This window comes from Flagellimonas oceanensis, assembly GCF_003992595.1.
Lineage (GTDB): Bacteria > Bacteroidota > Bacteroidia > Flavobacteriales > Flavobacteriaceae > Flagellimonas > Flagellimonas oceanensis.
Map to the genome: position 1 here is coordinate 15,255 of NZ_RZNA01000016.1, position 23,824 is coordinate 39,078.

The window sequence follows — 23,824 nt, forward strand, 5'->3', positions numbered from 1 at the left end:
GTAATTATTTTTTTGAGAATTCGTAAACTATGGTCACTGGTTGACCATCAACCGATACATTGGAATTGAGCGTCATGGATTGCTCCGAAAGACTAACGATGTTCAATCGGTATCCATACCCACCCGAAATATCCTTTCGGTTTTCATCAATAAACTTGAATTGCAATTGACTCTGGTAATTTTGTTCAGGTTCTACGACGGACCATCTGAAAAAGCGGTCGCCACCTTGGCAAAGCGAACTCTGCGCAATAGTGTATCGTCCGGTACTGTTATTGTCACGGAAAAACCATTCACTATCCTCGAAGCAGATGTCTTCAGCATCATTGAAAATAGTAGACTTAAAATTTCCGGAGGCATTTTCGTAGTGGACATTGTCCAAGTTCCAGGTTCCGCTGAACAAATCACGTTGTGTTCTAACGCTTTTGGAAATGGAACAGGATGAGAGCAAAAGTCCCACCACTGTCAAAAATAAGAGTGATCGTTTCATCATAAGAATTAAGTTAATGTTCAAAAAATATACGATTCGGGTTGGAGTTATAGTTGTTAAATTATGAAAAAAATGGCTAACCGTCTTACTTCTAAACGGATAAAGCATGGATTAATATTGATAGAGTTCAATCAAGGCCGATTCAAACCGCTTTTTGGGCAAAAAATTGGCTTCAAGTGACTTTGCAAACGGCACAGGGGTCTCCAAACTTCCCACTCGTTTGACGGGAGCGTCCAAGTATTCAAAACAGTTTTCCATGACCATCGCCGATATATCACTTGCGATACCACCGAACAGGGTATCTTCCTGAAGCACCATCAATTTCCCTGTCTTTTTAACCGAATTAAAAATAGCCTCTGTATCCAAGGGTTGCAAAGTTCTAAGGTCAATCAGGTCGACATCAATCTCTGGATGGTTTTCCAAAATCTCTAATGCCCAATGTACTCCGGCTCCATACGTGACCACAGAAATAGAGTTTCCTTCTTGCAAAAGCTTTGCTTTACCTAAAGGTAAGGTATAATAATCTGTAGGCACATCACCCTTTATACTTCTATACAATCCTTTGTGTTCAAAAAACAAAACGGGGTTCGGGTCGTTGATGGCCGTGTTCAGCAATCCCTTTGCGTCATCAGGGAAGGCGGGGTACACCACTTTTAAACCAGGGGTTTTGGTAAACCAGGCCTCATTGGTCTGTGAATGGAAAGGTCCAGCTCCTACTCCACCACCGCAGGGCATTCGAATGACTACATCGGCTTTCTCGTTCCATCTGTAGTGGACTTTGGCCAAATAATTGACTATGGGGTTGAACCCAGAACTCACAAAGTCGGCAAATTGCATTTCCACTACAGCCTTCATACCGTTAATGGACAATCCCATGGCCGTGGAAACGATTCCTGACTCACAAATGGGGGTGTTCCGTACGCGGCTCTTACCAAATTTAGGTACAAAGCCTTCTGTAATTTTAAACACTCCACCATAATCAGCGACGTCTTGCCCCATTATAATAAGCTCGTTGTGCCTGTACATGGATTGTTCCAATCCTTGGGAGATGGCATCTACAAAGCGTATGTTTTCAATAGTGTTTGATTCGGGACTAATGTTTTGATAGTCAAAATCTTTATAAACTTCTTTTAACTCTTTGGTTTGATCACAATCAACTTCAGGTTCATCAAAAGCCAGCTGCAAGTTGCTGTTGATTTCTTCCGTGATTTCAGCTTTGTATGCTTCGATTATTTCCTCGGTGAGCACACCTTCTTCCAACAAAAAACGTTCGTAGTTGGAAATAGGGTCTTTTTTGCCCCACTCTTTCATCAGCTTGTCCGGAACGTATTTGGTTCCACTAGCTTCCTCGTGTCCACGCATACGAAACGTTTTAAATTCCAGAAGCACCGGTCTGGGTCTTCGGCGGATGGCCTTGCACAATTCATCCACTTTGGCAAATACCTCAAGAATGTTGTTCCCATCAATAATTCTGGATTCTATTCCGTAACCCCGAGCCCTATCCGCCAAATGTTCACAATTATATTGCTCATTGGTGGGTGTGGAAAGTCCGTAGCCATTGTTTTCGATACAGAACAACACCGGTAAATTCCATACCGAAGCCACATTCAAAGCCTCATGGAAATCCCCCTCGCTAGTGGCGCCCTCACCTGTAAAAACAGCGGTGACACGCTTTTTTCTTCGCAGCATATCCGCTAGCGCAATACCGTCAGCAACCCCTAATTGTGGCCCTAAATGGGAAATCATCCCTACAATCTTGTATTCCTGGGTGCCAAAATGGAAACTACGGTCCCGACCTTGGGTAAAACCGCTTTGTTTACCCTGCCATTGGGCAAAGAGCCGATTGAGCGGAATGTTTCTCGAGGTAAACACTCCAAGGTTGCGGTGCATCGGCAAAATGTATTCACTTTCCTTAAGCGCCTTGGTGACACCTACAGAGATGGCTTCTTGCCCTATTCCACTAAACCATTTGGAAATTTTGCCTTGCCGCAGAAGAATTAGCATCTTTTCCTCTATCATTCTAGGCTTCAGCATGCTTTTGTACAAATCCAGCAGCTTTTCGGTTTCCAAGCTGCCCACATGATATCTCATACCATAAAATTCTGTTGGATAAATGTAGTAAAAAGCCCTTCAAAACACCGTGGATTTTCAAAACCTTCAGCAATATTCCCTATTTTTGGTCTGACATCAAAGATGATATTATGAGTGCTATCCCAAGTGTAGACCTGAAAGATTTTGTTTCGGGCGACCCAAAAAGAAAAGAGAAGTTTGTCAAAGAAATAGGCGCTGCTTTCGAGGATATTGGTTTTGTAGCCCTGAGTGGACATTTTTTATCCGATGAATTGGTCGAGGACCTTTATTCAGAAATCAAAGAGTTCTTCAACCTCCCACAGGAAACAAAGGACAAATATGAAATAGAAGGTATTGGGGGGCAACGGGGGTACACTTCCTTTGGAAAAGAGCATGCCAAAGGCAAAAAAGAAGGCGACCTGAAAGAATTTTGGCATTTTGGCCAATATGTGGAAGATAATCCGGAACTGGAAGCTGAATACCCTGACAATGTTATGGTAGAAGAACTTCCAGATTTTAACAAGGTGGGTAAGGAAACCTATAAAATGCTGGAAAAAACCGCAAAATACGTGTTGCGGGCATTGGCTTTACACTTGGATTTGGAAGAAACCTATTTTGATGATTACATAAAAAACGGGAACTCCATTTTAAGGCCTATCCACTATCCGCCCATTACCGAAGAACCTAAAAATGCGGTCAGGGCCGCTGCACATGGAGACATCAACTTAATCACTTTGTTGATGGGCGCCCACGGGAAAGGACTCCAAGTGAAGGATCACGAAGGAAATTGGGTGGACGCCATCGCCCAACCCGACCAATTGATGATCAATGTTGGGGATATGTTGTCCAGACTTTCCAATAACAAGCTAAAATCCACGATTCATCAAGTTGTGAATCCTCCCAAGGAACTTTGGGGCACATCCAGGTATTCCATTCCATTTTTCATGCATCCCGTAAGTGACATGCCACTCAATTGCCTGGAAAATTGTATTGACGACGAGCACCCAAAAGCCTTTGAGGACATTACTGCAGGAGGATATTTGCACGAAAGATTGATAGAACTAGGACTGATTAAAAAGTAAATATGGATTTAGGAGATCAACTCAAAAATTTATTCCCCGACCATGTTCCAGAAGAGGAACCCGAAAAGGAAAAGGAGAAATCCCCATATTGGTTGCAAGACGACCCGATTATCTGTAAATACGAAAAGCGCAAAGGCAAGCCCGTGACCATTCTGGAAGGTTACAACGGAGCGGACAGTGATTTCAAAAAATTAACGAAAGACTTGAAAACCCTCCTGGGCGTGGGCGGTAGTTTTAAGAACGAAGCCATTATCATACAGGGAGATTACCGGGATAAAATCATGGATTTTCTTAAGGAAAACGGTTTTTCCGTAAAGCGCGTGGGTGGATAACTGCTAATTCTTCAAAAAAAAGAATTGGTTTTTTACACATGTTAAAAAGTAGGCTTGAACACCAATGTTTTGTGAAAAAATTTTTGTGTTCCTGCTTTAAACCTTACTTTTATTATTCCTAACCAACGAAAACTGAGCTGAAAATGAAATCACTGTTGCACATAACCAACGGGGACAGTTTCACGTCTAGATTACAATCTTTGGAATTTAAAGGGGATGTAATCACTTGGAGGGAAATGCTTTGCGAAGGCAAAACGCTCTCCACCGTAGGAAGTGAATCTTTTTGGAAAACAAGATTCGAATTCCTAAACAAGAACTACAAAGTTTCCAAGTCTTGGTTCATCGAGAAAACCCTCAAGGAATATCGATCGCTTTGTAACCACAAACAACAGGACCAGATTGTGCTCTGGTTCGAATACGACCTTTTTTGTCAAATCAATATGCTGGCTGTGATCAGTTGGCTAAAACAACACAGGAGACATGCCGAAATCTCTTTGGTATGCAGTGGCAAAGTGGAAGGTTCCACCAAACTTTATGGATTGAATGAGCTCAACGACGAGAAGTTGATGGAGCTCTACGAGAATAGAAAAGTCCTTTCACAGGACGATATAGAGTATGCCGATTATATTTGGCAACTGTACTGTAGTGACAACCCGATTCGGCTGGAGAACCAAATCGCCAACAACGATTTTCAGTTCGAATATCTGTCGGATGCTTTGAAAACACACCTAAAACGATTCCCAACCATTAAAAACGGGCTCAACGACTTGGAGAACCATATTTTGGAAGTCGCCAAGAAGCATAAGCCGAAGTCCAAAAACGAATTGATGAAAGATTTGTTGACCGACCAAGGTTTTTACGGTTTTGGGGATACACAGTACGAACGCATGGTCTCTTCGTTAAAGCCACTCTTTAGTTCATTCGACCCGGTCAAATTGACAAAAAAAGGACTGGATGTACTAAAACAAGAAGCTAATTACTATTCAGAACTGCGTGACAATCAAATGTATCTGGGCGGTTCTTTAAAGTATAACTTCCTGTACAACACCGATACGGACCGAATCCTAAAATTGTAGTAAATGAGCTCTTCTTTGGGCAGTTCAGAGCTTATTCTGAATCCTGATGGGAGCATTTACCATCTCAATCTTCTTCCAGAAGACATCTCAAACATTATCATCACTGTTGGTGACCAGAATCGCGTACACGAGGTTTCCAAATACTTCGATTCCATTGAAGTGCAAAAAAGCAAACGTGAATTCCTTGCCCATACCGGTATGTATTTGGGTAAACGAATTACGGTTATCTCCACGGGTATCGGCACAGACAATATCGACATAGTTTTTAATGAATTGGATGCTCTTGCCAACATAGATTTTGATACACGTCAAATTAAAGACACTAAAAAACAACTCAATTTTATACGGGTCGGTACATCGGGTTCGTTACAACCTGGCATCCCGATCGATTCCTTTTTAATGAGTACCGCTGGTATTGGTTTTGACAACCTTCTGCATTTTTACGACTGCGGACACATCAAAAACCAAGAGTTGGAACTTGCATTGACCCAATACTTGGACTGGAGCGGGCATAACATACACCCCTATGTAGTTGATTTTGATAAGGACTTGGCCGATATTTTTAACTCAAATCGTATACGATTTGGTGCAACAGGTACAAATTCAGGTTTTTACGGCCCACAAGGAAGAACACTTCGAATACCTCCTGCCATTAAAGACTTTAACGAAAAACTAGCTGCCTTTTCCTTTGGAAACACAAGAATAACCAACTTAGAGATGGAAACAGCCGCTATGTATGGCATTGCCAAGTTGCATGGACACCGAGCTGTTTCATTAAATGCTATATTGGCCAATAGGGCCACCAAAGAGTTCTCCACGCAAGGGCATCAAACTATTGACAAATTGATTCAGTACACCTTGGAATGCATTGCCAAAAGTCAACTGGTATAATTTTTCAGGGCGTATTTTTGAGAAAATACCGTATGGAATCATAATTTTAACCTCAGTAAGAATCCAAACAGATGAAAACCATAAAAATAATCGGCGTTCCAGAACATTTCAATCTTCCTTGGCATTTGGCAATGGAGGACAATGCATTTGAAGACCGCGGCATTCAATTGGAGTGGACCGACGTTCCCGAAGGCACTGGCAAAATGACACAAATGCTTCAAGATGGCGAGGCGGACATGGGCATTATCTTGACAGAAGGCATCATCAAAAGTATATCACAGGGAAATCCATGCAAAATCGTTCAGGAATACGTTTCTTCTCCCTTGCTTTGGGGTATCCATGTGGATGCAAAAAGTGAACGTAATTCCATTTCGGATATAAAAGATGACCCGGTGGCCATTAGTCGAATGGGCAGCGGAAGTCACTTAATGGCCTATATCAACGCCCAAAACCAAGGATGGGACACAGAGAAGCTTCAATTTGAGATCATCAATAACCTCGATGGTGCTGTGGAAAATCTAAACAATGGTTCCGGAGCCTATTTTATGTGGGAACATTTTACCACAAAACCCCTTGTGGACAATGGCACATTCAAACGTGTGGGCGACTGCCCTACTCCATGGCCCTGTTTTGTAATTGCTGCTTCGAACACCTTCATCAAAGAAAATGAAGGCTTGATCAAACACGTTTTGGAGGTTATCAACACCTATACCGCTGAATTCAAGCAAATTCCCAGTATTGACAGGACCCTGTCCAACCGATACGAACAAAAGTTAGAAGATATCCAAGCATGGTTGTCCAAAACCACTTGGGGACAGGAACAACTCTCCGAGGCAACGGTAAATGGAGTACAGTCCAGGTTGCACGACCTTAATTTAATCGAGGAAGTCAAGGACGCTTCAGAATTCCTTTGGAAATAGACGGATGTCAGGTCGAGCGCAGTCGAGACCAAATAAACCAAAAGCGGTTCAATTTAATTCTCAACTTAGGTTTATCTTGAGCGCAGTCGAAAGACTCGAGGTGATAGAATTTACCAATCAATCGGTTCTTTCCCCATTTGGGCGATCAACTCGTTGGTTTTACTAAAATGTTGATTGCCAAACCACAGCCCTCGATTGGCGCTCAAAGGCGAAGGATGCCCAGAGGTTAAAATATGATGCTTGCTTTTATCGATTAAGGATGATTTTTTCTTCGCGAATCCGCCCCACAGCAGAAAAACAACACCTTCCAGTTCGCTGGAAACTGTTTTGATTACCGCATCGGTGAACTGTTCCCACCCTTTTTTCTGATGGCTCCCTGCCTGATGTGCTCTAACCGTCAGTGTAGCATTCAACAAAAGTACCCCTTGGTCCGCCCAACGCTCCAGGTTACCGCTTTTGGGATACGGTTTTTCAACATCGGTCTTGATTTCCTTGAAAATATTGACCAAGGATGGCGGATGCGGGATACCATCTTTTACGGAAAAACACAATCCATTCGCCTGATTCGGGCCATGGTAGGGGTCTTGCCCAATGATGACCACTTTGGTTTCTTGAAACGGACAATGATCAAAGGCAGAAAAAATGTCATTACCCTTTGGGTAACAAGTATTCTTCTGGTATTCCTGCTTCACAAAAGCAGCCAATTGCTGAAAGTAAGGTTGTTCAAACTCGTTGCTCAATTGTGCTTTCCAACTTGGATCAATGTTTACGTCCATATGATGACTTTACTTCTTTTTGGTCAGTTTATAGATCAAATACCCAATGCCCACAACAAAATGCAAGAGTATCACGCCTGCAATGATATAAATGACGGTATTGTCGCTCCTCATTTGAATTGGATTTTAGTGAAGAATTCAGGTATGAATCAAAAGTACGCAAAGCGAATTGTTTTTGCTAAAAGGGCAGGCCTCAAAAACACATCAAAATCCTATCTTTGCGCTGCTAGTAGAAAAAGATGCAAAACATTCACCCCAAAACACTTCAAGATCTAGAGTTCCCAACGGTATTGACACAAATCGCCGCGCGATGCAACACAGAATTGGGCAAAGAAGATGCGCTTACCATACAACCGTTCCGCCACAAAGCCGAATTAATGGATGTATTGGGGCAGACTTCGGAGTATTTGGCCTCTTTTTCCAACGACAACCGTATCCCCAATCATGGTTTCGACCATATCAATAACGAATTGGGATTGCTCAAGATCGACAACAGCACCTTGGAGATTTCTGGTTTTCGAAAGATTGGTGGCATCTGCAAGACTGTCGCCATCCATCAGAAATTCTTTAAAAAGTTCAAGGAATACTATCCGTTACTTTTTGATAAAGTGAATGCCCTGGAGTTGCATCCCGAGATTCCTGACGCCATAGACGATGTAATCGACAAATTTGGGGAAATCAAGGATTCCGCTTCAGATGAGTTACGTTATATCCGAAGCCAAATCAATAGCGTGCGTGGTAAAATCAACCAAAGTTTTAGCGCTGCCCTTGGGCGTTGTCAATCTTCCGACTTTTTGGATGAAATACGTGAGTCGGTAATGGAAAACCGCAGGGTGCTGGCCGTAAAGGCGATGCACCGCAAAAAAGTAAAGGGCACCGTTATGGGCACTTCCAAAACGGGAAGCATTGTGTACATTGTTCCAGAAGCCACACTATCCTACACCCGAGAGCTCAATAATCTAGAGTTTGAGGAAAAAGAGGAGATCCAACGCATCTTGAACAAGCTCACGGACGAAATCCGACCTTATCTAGAATTGCTTCAGGAGTACCAAAAACATCTGTCAGATGTTGATATTACGGCAGCCAAGGCAAAATATGCAAACGAGATGAACGGCTTGTTGCCCGAAATCAATGAGGAGCGGGAATTGTTTCTACGTGATGCGTACCACCCTCTACTCTATTTATCGAACAAGAGAAAAAATGAGAAGACCTGGCCACAGACCATAAAACTGCATCAGGAAAACAGAATCATTGTGATTTCCGGGCCCAATGCAGGTGGAAAAAGTATCACATTGAAGACCATCGGATTGCTTCAAGTGATGCTTCAAAGCGGCATGCTGATTCCCGTACATGAGCGTAGTTCCGTTTGTTTCTTTGATAAGATTTTAACGGATATTGGAGATAACCAATCCATTGAAAATCATTTAAGTACATACAGTTATCGACTCAAAAACATGAACCACTTCCTAAGAAAGTGCAACGACAGGACGTTGTTCTTGATCGATGAGTTCGGAACGGGAAGTGATCCCGAATTGGGAGGTGCCTTGGCCGAAGCTTTCCTGGAAGTCTTCTACGAACGGGAAGCTTACGGAGTCATTACAACACACTATGCCAATTTAAAGGCTTTGGCCAACGAATTGCCACATGCCACCAACGCCAATATGCTATTCAATTCCAAAACACTGGAACCCACCTTTCAGTTGGTTTTGGGCGAAGCGGGAAGCTCCTTTACGTTTGAGGTGGCCCAAAAGAACGGCATCCCCTACTCCTTGATCAACAAGGCCAAGAAGAAGATAGAACGCGGAAAGGTCCGTTTTGATGCCACGATAGCCAAACTGCAAAAAGAGCGCAGTAAAATGGTGGAGACGGGCTCCAAGCTCAAAGAAGAGGAAAGCAAAGCGCGCGAGGAAAATGAACGTTTGGAACAGCTCAACACCAAGATTAAATCCAAGTTGGAGAGCTACCAAGAAATGTACGACCACAACCAGCGCATGATTCAGTTGGGCAATAAATTGAATACCGCTGCCGAGAAATACTTCATTGACAAAAAGAAGCGCCCGTTGATTTCGGAAATGCTCCGCATTGTGGAAACCGAGAACAGCAAGCGTAAAAAAACCACAGCAAAGAAGGCCAAGGCCAAACAGCAGGAGAAAAAACAAGTGGCCCAAGAACTCGAACAAAAAATAAAAAAGGTTCGGGTCGAGAAAAAAATAAAAAAGAAGAAAGAAATCCAGGCCGAAAAGAACAAACCCCGCCCCGTTTTTAAAATCGGTGACCGTGTTCGCTTAATGGATGGTAAGGCCGTAGGCACTATCGACACTTTGGAAAAAGGCAAGGCCGTGGTCAACTATGGCATGTTTACCACCAACGTGAGCGTGGACCAATTGGATTTGGTGGAGGCTAAGAAATAACCTGATTGTCATTTCGAAATGAGGAGGGCACCGACGATTGAGAAATCTCTTTGGTATGCTCAGATTTCTCACATCCGTTCGAAATGACACGCTGCCATGATTTTAGTGTTGACAACTCCTCATAAGTCAACTACTTAGCCTATTGTATGCAAAGTTTTTTTCTACGAATTTCGTTACTTGTGCTGAACTTGATTCAGTGTGTGTTGCTAAAAAGCATTGAAACATTGTTTATTGTTGTAGTTACCTGCATGCCAAAAACCTGTAACAATCTTCCAACGATTGCATCTTTACTATGAACACTAATTCAGAAATAATGCGATTATTAATAGGCATAACCTGTATCGTTCTAGTCACAACATCTTATGGACAGACATCATTAAAAGGAATAAATCTAAAAGCAGGAGAACATAAAGTAGGCTTCAGGCATTATACAATAGATGATAGCACGAGAACCTACCGAATTCATAATGAGTTTAACAACCGGTATATCGAGAGGCCAATTCCTATTAGTATTTGGTATCCCGCAAAAATAGAAGATGAGAATTCCCAGCAGTTGACCGTTTTAAATTATTTGGAGGTTTTGAAGGAAGAGGAAGAATGGAAAAATCTACCAAACTACTTTCTGTTGGATTGGTTTCCATATTTATGGAATACCCCACAAAACAAATCACATCTTTCTGAAAAAGTAAATGCCTTTTCCAATCCTGCATATTTAGGCGAAAATTTTCCAGTGGTAGTTTATGCACCAAGTTATCAAGCCTCTTCAATTGAGAACTTTGCATTGTTCGAATACTTAGCCAGCAATGGTTTTGTTGTGATATCAAGCCCTTCAAGGGGAACAAATACGCGCTGGTTGGAAGGCGGAACTACAAAAGATATGGAAACACAATCCAGGGATGTGGAATTTCTATTGAAGGAAATTCGAAATCACAAAAATATAGATTCAGAAAAAATTGCGCTAATGGGGTTTAGCTTTGGCGGGTTGTCCAACGCTATAACAATTATGAAAAATAAAAATATAAGTGCAATCGTAAGCTTGGACGGAACCGAAAGGTACAATTACCCTGTCTTGGAAAATTCATCATACTTTAATTTGGATAGGTTTACCATTCCTTATATCCATTTTGCTCAAAAAAAGATTCCAAAAGAAGTTATCACTAGTGATAAAATTCCCGAAGAATTGAACTATAAATTCCAATTATATGATTCTTTAAAATACAGTACTATTTATAGATATAGATTTCACGATCTAACACATTCATATTTTAGTTCTTTTGGTGTCTTGTTCACGAACAGAGATAAAAGACAAGATAAAAGCGATGATGAAATAATGACTTCCTATAATTTGCTTTGTCATCATACTTTACAGTTTTTAAATGCGACACTGAAGAATGATAAAAAGGCGAGGGATTTTATTGAAAACAAACCTGTTGAAAATGGCTTTTCCGAATCTTTGGTTTCCAAACAAACCAAACGGGCTATTGAGAAAGATTTCACCTATAAAGATTTCAACGATTTGGCACTTAAACAAGACTATCAAAATTTAATCCCTCTATATGAAAAAACCGTTACCAAACACCCAAACCTTCAACTACAAGAAGGGATGTTAAACATGTTAGGCCTTCGATTATCCTTTGATTCCAAAAAGGCAAAACAAGGAGTTAATGTCTTTTTGTTGGCTTTACATCTTTATCCAAAATCAGCAAATCTTTACGATAGCTTGGCTGAAGGATATTTATTTATGGGGAAGAAGGAAAAGGCTATTGAGAGTTTTGAAAAGTCGTTGGAATTAAACCCGCAAAATCAAAGTGCTATCGACCGATTGGAGCAATTGAGGGAATAGGTTCTGCGACTAAAATTTATTTTCACTAGATACCTTCCATCATATTTTACACATATCACAAAATCCCAACGAGGCTCCGTTCATTTTTCCTTATCTTGTTTGGCAAATAGAAACTAAACATCGTAAACAAAAAATGAAGAAAACAACCAACCCCCAAAGCAGAAGAAACTTTGTTAAAAACGCCGCTTTGGCATCCAGTATTTTCATTGTTCCCCGGCATGTGCTGGGCGGCCCTGGCTTCCTGGCTCCCAGCGACCGTTTGAACATTGCCGCCATTGGTGCAGGTGGAAAAGGCTCTAGCGATATTGCCAATGCCTCCGTTAATGGACGCGAAAATGTGGTTGCCCTTTGTGACGTGGACTTTTCGGGCTCTGCCAAACGCTCTGTGGAGCGCTTTCCCAAGGCAAAGCTTTTTAACGATTACCGCGAAATGCTCGATACCGTTAAGGATATCGATGCCGTGACCATCAGTACCCCAGACCACGTACACGGACCCGCTGCGGCCTACGCCATGCAACGCGGCAAGCATGTGTACGTACAAAAACCCATGACCCACAACATCAGCGAAGCCCGTATGCTGACCCAAATGGCGCGAGACAAAAAGGTAGTGACCCAGATGGGAAACCAAGGCGGTTCCAATCCCTTATTGGGCATGGTCCAAAAATGGGTGGATTCAGGCAAATTGGGAAACATCAGTAAAGTGGAAATATGGACCAACCGTCCCGTATGGCCGCAAGGCTATTCCATGCCCAGCCCAGAACCCGGCAAAAAGCCAGAAGATTTGTATTGGGACCTATGGTTAGGCCCTGCCCCTATGCGTCCGTACACACCCAACCTACATCCATTTAACTGGAGAGGCTGGTGGGATTACGGTACCGGAGCTCTTGGCGACGTAGGTTGTCACTTAATCGATATTCCATACAGAACCTTGAAACTCAAATACCCAACTGCTGCGGAATGCAGCGTGGGAACCGTATTCTCCCAAATGTGGAACCCCGATTATAATCCTGAGGGATGTCCCGCAACCTCGTTCATTACCTTGAATTATGAGGCCACCGAAAAAACAGGTTCTCCGTTGACCATGACCTGGAGTGATGGAGGGATACGTCCTTCGCACCCGGAAATCATTCCTGCCGACAGTGATATTGGAGGCCCAGGAAGCTATAATGGTGTGTTGATTCATGGGGAAAACGGTGTGATTTCCACCAATATCAACGATAGTTCGCCATTGACGCCTAAACTATACCTGAACGACGGTACTACGGAGTTTGGCCCAGAGGTTGAAGAAATGGAGGAACCAGAATACGGACACCAACGCAAATGGGTGGATGCCTGTAAAGCTGGCTTTGGCAGTGAAGAACACCAAGGTCTGACTTCTTCGTTTGACTACGCAGGCCCCATGACCGAAACCGTACTGATGGGTAACTTGGCCATACGAAGCTACATGTTGCGCAGACAAAATGAAGAAGGCAATATGGAGTTCTACGGTCGCAAAAAACTCCTTTGGGATGGCGATAATATGGAAGTTACCAATTTTGAAGATGCCAATCAGTTTGTTACCCGCACCTACCGCGAAGGTTGGGAAATGCAGGATGTATAAGCTGAACACAGATACATTAAAAAGGCCGCAAATTGCGGTCTTTTTTGTTTTATGGACGGATTGCTTTGAATTGGACGAAAAAACCCTGAACTTATAAAAACCTACTTTTTTTGATAGGCATAATTTAGAACATATCACATGAATCAATTTTTGGAAGACTGGGGAGAAGCTGCATACACCAGCCTGGGATTTTTCTGGATGGCATTGTGGGCCTTTGCATTGGGCTACCTCATAAGTTCCATGATACAGGTTTTTGTTACCGAAAAGCGAATGCAGAAGACCATGGGCGATAAAGGTGGGAAGAGTGTGTTGCTGGGCACCTTTTTTGGTTTTATCAGCAGCTCTTGCAGTTTTTCGGCACTGGCCACCTCCAAATCACTGTTTAAAAAAGGGGCAAGCTTTGTCTCCTCCATAGCCTTTTTATTGGCATCCACCAATCTGGTCATTGAGTTGGGGATTATCATATCCATCTTTTTGGGTTGGCAGTTTGTGGTCGGGGAATATGTGGGTGGTGTGTTGCTTATTCTGTCCAGTTGGTTGCTTATCCGAATCATCAACCCTAAAAAATTGATTCAAAGAGCAAGAAAGCGTCTTGATGAAACCAATGAAGACCATGCTGATGAAAAATCCTTGACCGAAAAAATCACTTCACATGAAAATTGGGCGAAAGTGGGCAAGCAATACGGCATGGAGTGGAAAATGGTTTGGAAGGATGTCACGGTCGGGTTTACCATTGCAGGCATTGTTGCTGCGTTTGTCCCTGATTCCTTTTTTCAGACCCTGTTCATCAATACGGGAGAGGGACAGCAATCGTTTGGTTTTTTCACGTTGCTAGAACATGTAATTGTGGGGCCCGTTGCCGCATTTTTAACCTTTATCGGCTCCATGGGCAACATACCACTCGCTGCGCTGCTCTATGGCAAAGGCGTGAGTTTTGCGGGGGTTATGGCCTTTATTTTTAGTGATTTGGTCGTGTTTCCCGTGTTGCGCATCAATGCGAAATATTACGGTTGGAAAATTTCGCTCTTTATCCTGTTTCTATTATTTACTTCCTTAATTGCGGCATCACTACTGCTCCACTACGGATTTGACCTGTTCAGTTTGATTCCACAGGGCACCGATAAAGGCATCACGGACAAAGAACATTTTGCCATCGACTATACCTTTTTCCTGAACCTGGCCTTTGTTGCCCTATCCGGTTTGATGGCCTACTTCGGCTTTTTTAAATGGAAAAACGTAAAGCACCATAAAGAAATGGCGCCTAAAAGTCCGCTCATGGAGAACATCCTAAAATGGATAGCCATGGTCTGCTATGTGTGGTTGGCTATCGGGATTGTCTTAAAATTTATGGGGTAACCTAGGGTCCATACCTGGAAGAAGCCAAACAATACAGATGTCTCGACTGCGCTCGACATGACACATCACACCACAGGTCATTTCGATATGAGGAGCGAAGCGACGATTGAGAAATCTAAACAAGAAAGATTTCTCACACTCCTTCCGGTCGGTTCGAAATGACAGAGCTACAATAATTTGTGGGAACTCCTCAATGCTGTATAAAAACAATGGATTGTTGATAATTAAGTTAGATCATTACCGATAACCTATTGATTTTAAGCAAGAAATAACCGAATTTGGTAACTCAACCTAACCAAATGATCAAATTTTTCAGGAAAATACGTCAACGCTTGTTGAACGAAAATAGATTTTCCAAATATCTCCTCTACGCCATTGGTGAAATTGTTTTAGTAGTCATTGGGATTTTGATTGCGTTACAAGCAAATAATTGGAATGAAAAACGCAAAGAAACATTATTGGAGTTTAATTTAGTCGATAAGATGATAGATCAATCTATCGCGGACTCCATTTTATTCACTGGAAGGCTCAACAGTGTTAAAAGTGATGCCATTTTATTTGGACATTACATCTCTATCGGTCAAGGGACTGCCAATTCTTTGGAAAGCACCAATTATCCCGGCAATCTTTTACCTTATATAAAAATGAATGATGGCTCGAACTTGATTCGGAATCATGCGGAGGATTTTAAACTTATCAATGATTTGGAGTTGCGGGAAAAGCTTATGGAATATTCTTTTCAAACTACCAGAATGAATGCTGCAATTGAACTCTTGAACGTCAATTTGCAAGAATATTTAATTCCACTTCAACTTGAGTATTATGATGCTTTAAAACCCTTCGATTCCTCTTCTTCCCTAGAAGAAATGAAACACATTTTTCAGAATTCCAAAATGGAATCCCGTTTTGTCCTTTTCAGAAAATTAAATTTCGTTGTGTTAAAACACATCGAAGAAGTAAAGATCAAAAACCATGAAGTGATTGAAGCTTTAAAAAGCTACAAATATAAATTGAATCCATAATGATCAAATTCTTTAGAAATATCCGCAGAACACTCATCAACGAAGGTAAAACCGGAAAGTACCTCAAATATGCCTTCGGAGAGATTATTTTGGTCGTCCTTGGGATTTTGATTGCTCTTCAAATCAACAATTGGAACGAAAATAGAAAAGGTTTGCACAAAAGAAGTGCCTATACCAAGTCTCTTTTAAAAGAGCTGCAACAAGATACCACAGACTTTAGAAAAAACACAGAAATCATTGAGAAAGAGCTTGAGATTCTAAAAGACTTTCATGAAAGATTAAAATTAGAAAGTGCAACTATAGATACCATGAAACAGATTGCAAGATTTGAATTTCGCATACATATAGACAACAAAAAAAACTACAACGACAAGACCTTAAAAGCTTTACAGTCTTCGGGAGACATACAATTATACCCTAAACACATACAAGATCTAATGCTGGAACTTACGGCAACTCAAGAGGAATACAACGATATCATAGAACTGTACTTAGCAGATTATTTACATGCGACACAAGCACAGAACCTACTGGCCACAAAACCTGAACAGTATAATTATTTTGGAATAAACGACAACTTCAAATCAAAAACTTGGGATGCTATGGACGATGTTGAGTTTATCACGGTTTTTGACAATTTGCTAAATTCCAAGGTAGACTTTTCTACCTCAAGAATCAGGATTTATGAGCTGGTTTCCGAAAAAACAGAAGAAGTCATCAATGCGCTTCAAACTATAGATGAAAAATGATCAAATTCTTTAGAAAAATTAGACAACGATTGTTAATAGAAAATAGATTCACCAAATACCTGTTGTATGCACTGGGCGAGATTATACTGGTGGTCCTTGGGATTTTGATCGCTCTACAGATCAACAACTGGAACGAACATAGAAAAGAGCTTCAAAAAGAATTGGTAATTGCGAAAGAACTATATAATGAATTACAACAAAACTTAATAGTAACCACAAAACACCAACAGCATATTGAAAAAATAAACCAAGAAGTAATTTTCCTGCTTAATATAAGCAATGATTCCCTAAAGTCATTGACCAACAAAGAGCTAAACGAACATATTTTTGAATCATCAAAAATCACCAGTTTTACACCAATTAACCAAAAGTTGAAAAGGATACTAGGTATAGAAAGTTTTGGGTTCAGCCATTCCAGAACGCTTTTAAATGAACTCCAGGACTACAATAACTCCATTGATGATATTACTGCATTGAATGTATCAGCAGTTGATGTATTTAGAAATAGGATGGTTCCCTTTCTAGGCGAAAATTTGAGTTTAAAAAATTTGATGCATGAAATGTACCCAAACAAAATAACCAAAAGTGACAATTACGTTGATGTTGGCCCCATTATTAAATCTATGGCTTTTGAAAATCTCTATGCAGATTTGTTTGCCTCTTACACTTCATACATTTTCTCTTTAGAGCGTACTAATGAATTAACAAAAAACCTAATAACGCATATCGAAAAAGCCTACCCGTCAGTTATCCCAACCAAATAAACTCCTTCATGATTAAATTCTTCAGAAAAATTAGGCAACGTATGTTGACAGAAAATCGATTTACCAAATACTTAATGTACGCTTTGGGGGAAATCATTTTGGTCGTTGTTGGGATTTTGATTGCTCTACAGATCAATAATTGGAATGAACAAAGGAAAGAGCAGATCAGGGAAAAAAAGCTTTTATATTCACTAAAAGAGGATTTTCAAGCCACCAAATCCAATCTTCTGAAATCTTTGGATTATTATCCCGAATTAATGGAAAGGCTAGAAAAACAGCTGTCTTATTTGGGGTACAACAATGCTCAAATTACCGAAACCATAAAAACTCAATTAACTGGTACCTTTTTCCCTAACACAAAAATTTTTGATGGAAGTTTAAATGTTGTTCTGAGTTCAGAAAACCTACAATTGATTTCCAACGATAGCCTTAAAAAATACCTTACTGCCTACCCGTCTTACCTATCCAGTTTTAAAGAACAAGAAACCGATGCTAAAAAACTAGTCTTAAATGAACATCGGCCTATTTTGGAGCATTATTTTTCATTGACTGATTGGTATACTAGAGATGGAAGAGATCCAGACTTGGCCTCTAGGACAGTACCTTCCGATTTTGTAGGGCTTGTCAATGACCGTGCTTTTCAAAATGTACTGGTAAAAGAAATTTACCACATTAACTACACATTCGATGAAGCTGAAACACTTCTGAACAGGACGAATCAATTTCTAGAGGAGATAGATAAGGAATTAAACAGTGGCAACCCATGATCAAGTTCTTCAGAAACATCCGCAAAAAACTCCTCAACGAAGGTAAAACCAGCAAATACCTTAAATATGCCTTAGGTGAGATTGTTCTCGTAGTAATAGGTATTCTTCTAGCACTTCAAATCAATAATTGGAACGAACACCGAAAGGAAGAAGCCAGCAAGAAAAAATTGATGCTCAACATCAAAGCAGAACTAATGGAAAATAAATTGAGAATGGAACACCATATCCTAGGTTTGCATAACAGCAATGCAATTTTGAACAAAGTGCTCCAATTCTCCACCGGATCACTACATATTCCCATGGATAGCCTTAAGCAGTATTTAAAGGAAATGCAGTACTATGGTGAATTGGGCATTCTAACCTCTGTTCAGGAAGAAGCTATCGCATCAGGGAAATTTGTCATGTTGAGTGACACGCTCAAACAACACCTCTCCATTTTAAAGGATAATATAGAATCCAGAAATTTAATCCGAGATCAAGGGAGTCAACTATACACCAATGACATTGATAATAAATTTGACAAGCTTTGGGCCAAGTTAGGTTTGGTGTATGAACCTCCTGAAGCTTTAAAGATACATCCGACAATTCCCATGCATCCAGATTTTAGGTTACCCGATGATGAAATTGCAACTTTGGTTAAAGATGGTGAAACCTTCCTAGATCTATACAGGGTTTATCAAAATCAGTACAGCGATGAGATTTGGGTAAAGTTTAGTCTTGAAACTATCACAAACAGAACCATTGATTTGATAGAAAAGGAATTAGCAGAAAATTAAACCTTTGAAAAACTTGACTCGCAAAGTAGAAAACTAGAACTTTCTAAAAACTATATCAACCCAATATGATCAACCAAACCAAATTAATACTAGCTGTCATTTTTTGCTACTGCATAACGGCCTGTCAACCCAAACCAACCCCAAAAGAAGCGTTGGAAACCAAAGTCCAAACTCAAATCGATTCCATTGAAGGCGATGTTGCTGTGGCATTTTTGAATCTTTCTGACCCTACGGACACCCTTTTTATAAATCAAAACGAAGAGTTCCATGCCGCCAGCACCATGAAAGTTCCCGTGATGATCGAGCTCTTCAAACAACAGGCTTCAGGGAAAATCAATCTGAACGATTCCATCCTTTTGGTCAATGAGTTTAAAAGCATTGTTGACGGCAGTCCGTACCGTATGGACATCGCGGATGACAGTGATGATGTGATCTATGATAAAATAGACACCAAAGTGGCCATCAATGATCTTATGTACAGTATGATTACCGTGAGCAGTAATTTGGCCACCAATGTGTTGATTGAACTCGTGGATGCCAAAAAAGTGACGGCGACCATGCGGGATCTCGGTGCCGATAAAATCGAAGTCCTACGCGGTGTTGAAGATATCAAGGCTTATGAATTGGGGCTTAGCAATTCCACAACAGCAAAAGACCTACTGGTCATTATGGAGTCCATTGCCACGAACAAAGCAGGAACCGAAACGGACTGCAAGGCTATGGTTGACATTTTAAAAGACCAACAGTTCAATGATATGATACCCGCCAAGCTCCCCAAAGCTGTTGAAGTGGCCCATAAAACAGGTTCCATAACGGGGGTCCACCACGATGCCGGTATTGTGTATTTACCAGATGGGCGTAGCTATGTAGTGGTATTGCTCTCCAAAAATTTAAAAGACTTTGACAAGGGCACAGAACAATTGGCGGACATATCAAAAACCATTTATGATTATTTGATGGAACAAAACCGCTGATTTTCCTTTTTTAGATGTAACATTTTTGATGATTCCTAGTCATATGGGCTCATCATCAAAAAACAATCAGAATGACATTCTCCAACATGGCAAGTTCATGCCTTGCCTTTATTTTTATTTCCGCCCTTTTTCTAATGGGCTCCTGCTCCGAAGACAATGGCAATGATAATTTGCCAAACAACCAATACCTATTGATTCCGGACAACCATTTTGAACAAATGCTCATTGAACAAGGCATCGATACCGATGGCACCATTAATAGGCAAATGTTACGGGAAGATGCGGAACAAGTCAATCGATTGGATTTAAACCTTGAGAACCACTTTGGCGAAATTGAGGATTTGAAAGGCATCGAAGGATTCACAAATATCACTTTTTTATCAGCAGCCGGACAAAATATTGAAGACATCGATTTAAGTTCCAACACCAAATTGGATACTCTATTTCTTCAAAACAATTACCTGACCACTATCGATATAAGCCACAATGTAAATTTGAAGGTAATCGATGTTCTGGTAAACGAACTGCATACCATTACGGGACTGGAACATGCTGGTCAACTTAAGAAGTTGAACCTATCCTATAATTACTTTGAGGATTTTAGCATTTCCAATGCATCCATCGAACATCTTCTTATCAGCGATAACCAATTAACAACCTTCGATTCGTCCGGAGCGCCCCATCTAAAAAGTGTTTTGTTGACCACCAACCAACTGAGCTCGGTAGATTTTAGTGCCAATCCATCTCTGGAGACCGTATTGATTTCAAATAACAAGCTGCAACACATCAACCTTGATGACAATCCGAACCTGATGTATTTTTATGCATCATCCAACCAAATGACCCGTTTGGATGTGAGCCAAAATACAGCGCTCATAGATTTACGAGTGGATAGAAACCCGGATTTAAGCTGTATCAAAATCCATAGCGGACAGGAAATACCTACGGTATCCATATCCGAATACCAAGAATTGAACGAAGTTTGCGAATAAGGGTTAGGATAGTACAAACAGCACAAACGATGTACTGGAACTCTTGTTTTTAAAGGATATTTCGCCGAAATTGAAACCCATAAAAACATCAACCTTTGAAAACAACCAACTTTATCCTTCCTTTGTTATTCGTGCTCTTGCTGAGCTGTAAAACCGATACCAAAGAAAGTGCTACAGCAACCCCGACCTCAACCGAAAATTTTACTTCCAACGATTATCAAGACTTAGTGGCCTTGTTCAAAGAATGGAGAACGTTCGAGAATCCTCCACTTTTGGATGGAGCTCCCGATTACACCGCGGAAACCTTCGAAAAACGTTGGCCAGCTTTCAAGGAATTGCAGTCAAAACTACAGAGCATCGACACCACCAACTGGTCCGTGGAAAATAAAGTGGATTGGATGATCGTATGGGCCGAAATGAACGGCTACGACTTCAACCAGCGCGTTTTACAACCGTGGGTGCGCGATCCCGCCTATTACAAAGTGGTCTGGACCGCTAAAAGCGATGTGCCCGCCCACGAGGGACCCACCAATCATGGTACTACGGAACTGTGGACCTATAATTTTCCTTTATCCACCGAGGAACGTTCCAGGTTATTGTCCGACCTAAAAGTAATTGCACCCTTTTACACCCAAGCCAAGAAAAACTTAACAGGCAACGCTCGGGAGTTATGGATCACAGGTATCCGGGACATCAAAAACCAGAGCGTTGTGCTCACCGACTTAAAAAAGAACGATGCGCTCCAAGACGATGCCGAACTACTTGCCGTTATCGATGAGGCCATAGCGTCCACCAACGACCTTGTTACGTGGTTGGAGACTGAATCCGGATCCAAAACCGGCCCTTCGGGCATTGGCAAGGACAATTACACCTGGTATATGCAAAATGTACACTTGGTGCCGTTGACATGGGAAGATGAGGTCATGATCTTAAAACGGGAACTCGCCCGCGCATGGACCTCCTTAAAATTGGTGGAGCACAACAACAGGAACCTGCCGGAACTGGAGGATGCGGACTCCCCAGAGGCCTATGATAAAATGGCCGATGCATCCGCAAAAAGCTTGATGGACTTTTTGGAGCAACAGGACATCGTTACCGTAAAACCGTATTTCGACCCTGCCCTACGCGAGCATTTGGGGGAATTTATCCCCAAGGAAAAACGTAATTTCTTCGCTATTGGAGAACACTACGATGCCAGACCCCTTTACTCCCATTTTTACCATTGGTTTGAACTGGCACGTATGGATTTGGAGCCCCACAAAAGCGAAATCAGGAAAGGCCCGTTGTTGTACAACATTTGGGATTCCCGGAACGAAGGAACCGCCACGGCCGTGGAAGAAATGTTTATGCAGGCCGGACTGTACAACGACAGCCCACGAACCAAAGAGATCGTATACATTATGATTGCGCAGCGTGCCGCCAGAGGTTTGGGCTCGTTATATGCCCATGCCAATGAAATGACCATGGAAGAGGCCGGAGGCATCCACAGCGAGTACACCCCGCGTGGTTGGATGAAGACCGAAAAAGAACTGCTCATTTTTGAGCAACACCTCTATCTGCGCCAACCCGGGTATGGATCTAGCTATATTACCGGTAAATATTTATTGGAGGCTGCCTTGGCCGATTATGCCCGACTACAGGAACTGGAGGGCGAACCCTTTGCCCCAAAGGACTTTTTTGACACCTTGAACAGCATCGGAAACATCCCTATTTCCTTGGGACATTGGCAAATGACGGGCTCGGATGAGCATTTAAAAATCATTACGGAATAAAGCGCTCGGAACACAACTCGCCATATTCTATTGGCGTTGTAGCCATTACCATCAAAATATTTTCATATGAACAAAATTGAAAGATTCAAAAAAATTGGATTACTGTTAATAGGGATGCTGACGTTTCAGTTAGCACTTTCTCATGGGAATTATTTGCCTGGATATGTAATTAAAAAAAGTACCGATACATTATATGGATACATAGACTATAGAAACTGGGATCAAAATCCTGACAAAATTAATTTTAAAACGAATACTGAAAGCAATCCGATTTCCTTCAATCCGATTGATATAATTGAGTTCAAGGTTGATGGAGAACTTTATGTGAGCGGAATTATAAAAACTGAGGTTTCTCCAACACAAACTAACAGGCTGAATTATAATCCCCGAATAAACACAAAGGTCGTGACCTCCTCCCGTTAAACCGGACAATTTAAAACTAGAGTTTCCGGGCGAATAAATGTTTAACTTTAAACAAGTATTTGCATATGAGACGATCAAAGTATTCAGAATCGCAGATCGTATTTGCGATTAAACAGGTGGAGACGGGGACCCGTATCCAAGAGGTATGTCGCAAGATGGGCATCAGTGAGGCCACATTTTACAATTGGAAGAAGAAATATGGTGGGCTGGGTGTTTCCGAACTCCGGAGGCTGAAGAACCTGGAGGAGGAGAACGCACAGTTGAAGAAACTGGTCGCCGACCTGAGTCTGGACAAACAGATCCTACAGGACGTGCTGAAAAAAAAGTTCTGAGGCCGTCCCGAAAGCGCGGGATGGTCGATAATATAAGGATGGAGTACAATATTTCCATCCAGCGTTGCTGCAAGCTCGTATTGCTGCACAAGAGTGTTTTCTATTACAGGGCCAAGGGCCGTAGCGATGAACTGTTGCGCATGAGAATGAACGAGATTGCCGCTGTCAGGGTACGCTACGGGTTCTGGCGTATCCATATTCTTTTGAGACGGGAGGGTTTCATGGACAACCACAAACGCATGTACAGGGTCTATTGTGAGGAAGGGCTGAACCTGAGGAGCAAGCGGCCCAAACGGAACCGTTCCGCCGCACACAGACAGCCCGCAGAGGGGAACGCCTCCAGTTTGAACGAATGTTGGAGCATGGATTTTGTCTCGGACCAGTTGTACAACGGGAGCCGTTTCAGGGC

At 41.7% G+C, this 23,824-nt stretch carries 21 protein-coding genes and 2 pseudogenes; 20 read left to right on the forward strand and 3 right to left on the reverse strand.

Going from position 1 to position 23,824, the window contains the following annotated elements; translation table 11 throughout:
- Positions 1-4: 4 nt before the first annotated feature.
- The gene (locus tag EO132_RS04695; RefSeq protein WP_235856379.1) at positions 5-487 is read right to left on the reverse strand and encodes a lipocalin-like domain-containing protein; all 483 of its coding nucleotides are present in this window, start codon (positions 485-487) and stop codon (positions 5-7) included.
- Between the two features lie 111 nt (positions 488-598).
- The gene (locus EO132_RS04700; RefSeq protein ID WP_127136820.1) at positions 599-2,578 is read right to left on the reverse strand and encodes an alpha-ketoacid dehydrogenase subunit alpha/beta; all 1,980 of its coding nucleotides are present in this window, start codon (positions 2,576-2,578) and stop codon (positions 599-601) included.
- 110 nt (positions 2,579-2,688) lie between these two features.
- Between EO132_RS04700 and EO132_RS04705 the strand changes: the two genes are divergently transcribed.
- From EO132_RS04705 to EO132_RS04725, 5 genes are all read left to right on the forward strand, one after another.
- Entirely contained in the window at positions 2,689-3,639 is a 951-nt protein-coding gene (locus tag EO132_RS04705) for an isopenicillin N synthase family dioxygenase (protein ID WP_127136821.1), read from the forward strand.
- Between the two features lie 2 nt (positions 3,640-3,641).
- Entirely contained in the window at positions 3,642-3,971 is a 330-nt protein-coding gene (locus EO132_RS04710; protein WP_127136822.1) for a translation initiation factor, read from the forward strand.
- 143 nt (positions 3,972-4,114) lie between these two features.
- Positions 4,115-5,047, forward strand: a complete 933-nt coding sequence (locus tag EO132_RS04715) for a DUF1835 domain-containing protein (RefSeq protein ID WP_127136823.1) — start codon at positions 4,115-4,117, stop codon at positions 5,045-5,047.
- 3 nt (positions 5,048-5,050) lie between these two features.
- A complete protein-coding gene (locus EO132_RS04720; RefSeq protein ID WP_127136824.1) occupies positions 5,051-5,938 on the forward strand; it encodes a nucleoside phosphorylase in 888 nt (295 codons plus the stop codon).
- 71 nt (positions 5,939-6,009) lie between these two features.
- Positions 6,010-6,858: a substrate-binding domain-containing protein gene (locus EO132_RS04725; protein WP_127136825.1), complete on the forward strand. Its 849-nt coding sequence runs from the start codon at positions 6,010-6,012 to the stop codon at positions 6,856-6,858.
- A 110-nt stretch (positions 6,859-6,968) separates the two neighbouring features.
- Here the strand turns inward: EO132_RS04725 and EO132_RS04730 are convergent, their stop codons facing one another.
- A complete protein-coding gene (locus EO132_RS04730) occupies positions 6,969-7,634 on the reverse strand; it encodes a uracil-DNA glycosylase (RefSeq protein WP_127136826.1) in 666 nt (221 codons plus the stop codon).
- A 239-nt stretch (positions 7,635-7,873) separates the two neighbouring features.
- On the opposite strand from EO132_RS04730, the gene EO132_RS04735 reads away from it, so the two are divergent.
- The 15 genes and pseudogenes from EO132_RS04735 to EO132_RS04805 all read left to right on the forward strand — a co-directional run.
- Positions 7,874-10,045, forward strand: coding sequence for an endonuclease MutS2 (locus tag EO132_RS04735; protein WP_127136827.1), 2,172 nt, complete (start codon positions 7,874-7,876; stop codon positions 10,043-10,045).
- Between the two features lie 292 nt (positions 10,046-10,337).
- On the forward strand, positions 10,338-11,888 hold the full coding sequence (locus EO132_RS04740; RefSeq protein WP_127136828.1) for a prolyl oligopeptidase family serine peptidase: 1,551 nt from the start codon (positions 10,338-10,340) through the stop codon (positions 11,886-11,888).
- Between the two features lie 133 nt (positions 11,889-12,021).
- Complete coding sequence (locus EO132_RS04745; protein WP_127136829.1) at positions 12,022-13,488, forward strand: Gfo/Idh/MocA family protein; 1,467 nt, start codon at positions 12,022-12,024, stop codon at positions 13,486-13,488.
- Between the two features lie 138 nt (positions 13,489-13,626).
- Positions 13,627-14,844 carry a permease gene (locus EO132_RS04750; RefSeq protein WP_127136830.1) on the forward strand — a complete coding sequence of 406 codons (1,218 nt, stop codon included), beginning with the start codon at positions 13,627-13,629 and terminating at the stop codon, positions 14,842-14,844.
- 332 nt (positions 14,845-15,176) lie between these two features.
- A complete protein-coding gene (locus EO132_RS04755; protein WP_164732270.1) occupies positions 15,177-15,866 on the forward strand; it encodes a DUF6090 family protein in 690 nt (229 codons plus the stop codon).
- Entirely contained in the window at positions 15,866-16,615 is a 750-nt protein-coding gene (locus EO132_RS04760) for a DUF6090 family protein (RefSeq protein ID WP_127136832.1), read from the forward strand. The genes EO132_RS04755 and EO132_RS04760 overlap by 1 nt, the downstream gene beginning before the upstream one ends.
- The gene (locus EO132_RS04765; RefSeq protein WP_127136833.1) at positions 16,612-17,379 is read left to right on the forward strand and encodes a DUF6090 family protein; all 768 of its coding nucleotides are present in this window, start codon (positions 16,612-16,614) and stop codon (positions 17,377-17,379) included. Before EO132_RS04760 ends, EO132_RS04765 begins: the two co-directional genes overlap by 4 nt.
- 41 nt (positions 17,380-17,420) lie before the next feature.
- The gene (locus EO132_RS04770; protein ID WP_127136834.1) at positions 17,421-18,146 is read left to right on the forward strand and encodes a DUF6090 family protein; all 726 of its coding nucleotides are present in this window, start codon (positions 17,421-17,423) and stop codon (positions 18,144-18,146) included.
- Positions 18,143-18,922 carry a DUF6090 family protein gene (locus tag EO132_RS04775; RefSeq protein ID WP_127136835.1) on the forward strand — a complete coding sequence of 260 codons (780 nt, stop codon included), beginning with the start codon at positions 18,143-18,145 and terminating at the stop codon, positions 18,920-18,922. Before EO132_RS04770 ends, EO132_RS04775 begins: the two co-directional genes overlap by 4 nt.
- A 152-nt stretch (positions 18,923-19,074) precedes the next feature.
- On the forward strand, positions 19,075-19,896 hold the full coding sequence (locus tag EO132_RS04780; RefSeq protein WP_205780313.1) for a serine hydrolase: 822 nt from the start codon (positions 19,075-19,077) through the stop codon (positions 19,894-19,896).
- Between the two features lie 71 nt (positions 19,897-19,967).
- Positions 19,968-20,888 (forward strand): leucine-rich repeat domain-containing protein, encoded by a 921-nt coding sequence (locus EO132_RS04785; RefSeq protein WP_205780314.1) that lies wholly within the window; start codon positions 19,968-19,970, stop codon positions 20,886-20,888.
- A 95-nt stretch (positions 20,889-20,983) separates the two neighbouring features.
- Positions 20,984-22,660: a hypothetical protein gene (locus tag EO132_RS04790; RefSeq protein ID WP_127136837.1), complete on the forward strand. Its 1,677-nt coding sequence runs from the start codon at positions 20,984-20,986 to the stop codon at positions 22,658-22,660.
- Between the two features lie 66 nt (positions 22,661-22,726).
- Complete coding sequence (locus tag EO132_RS04795) at positions 22,727-23,083, forward strand: hypothetical protein (protein WP_127136838.1); 357 nt, start codon at positions 22,727-22,729, stop codon at positions 23,081-23,083.
- A gap of 65 nt (positions 23,084-23,148) precedes the next feature.
- Positions 23,149-23,436 (forward strand): annotated as a pseudogene (locus EO132_RS04800) (transposase); the annotation flags it as partial.
- A gap of 110 nt (positions 23,437-23,546) precedes the next feature.
- A pseudogene (locus EO132_RS04805) lies at positions 23,547-23,824 on the forward strand (IS3 family transposase); the annotation flags it as partial.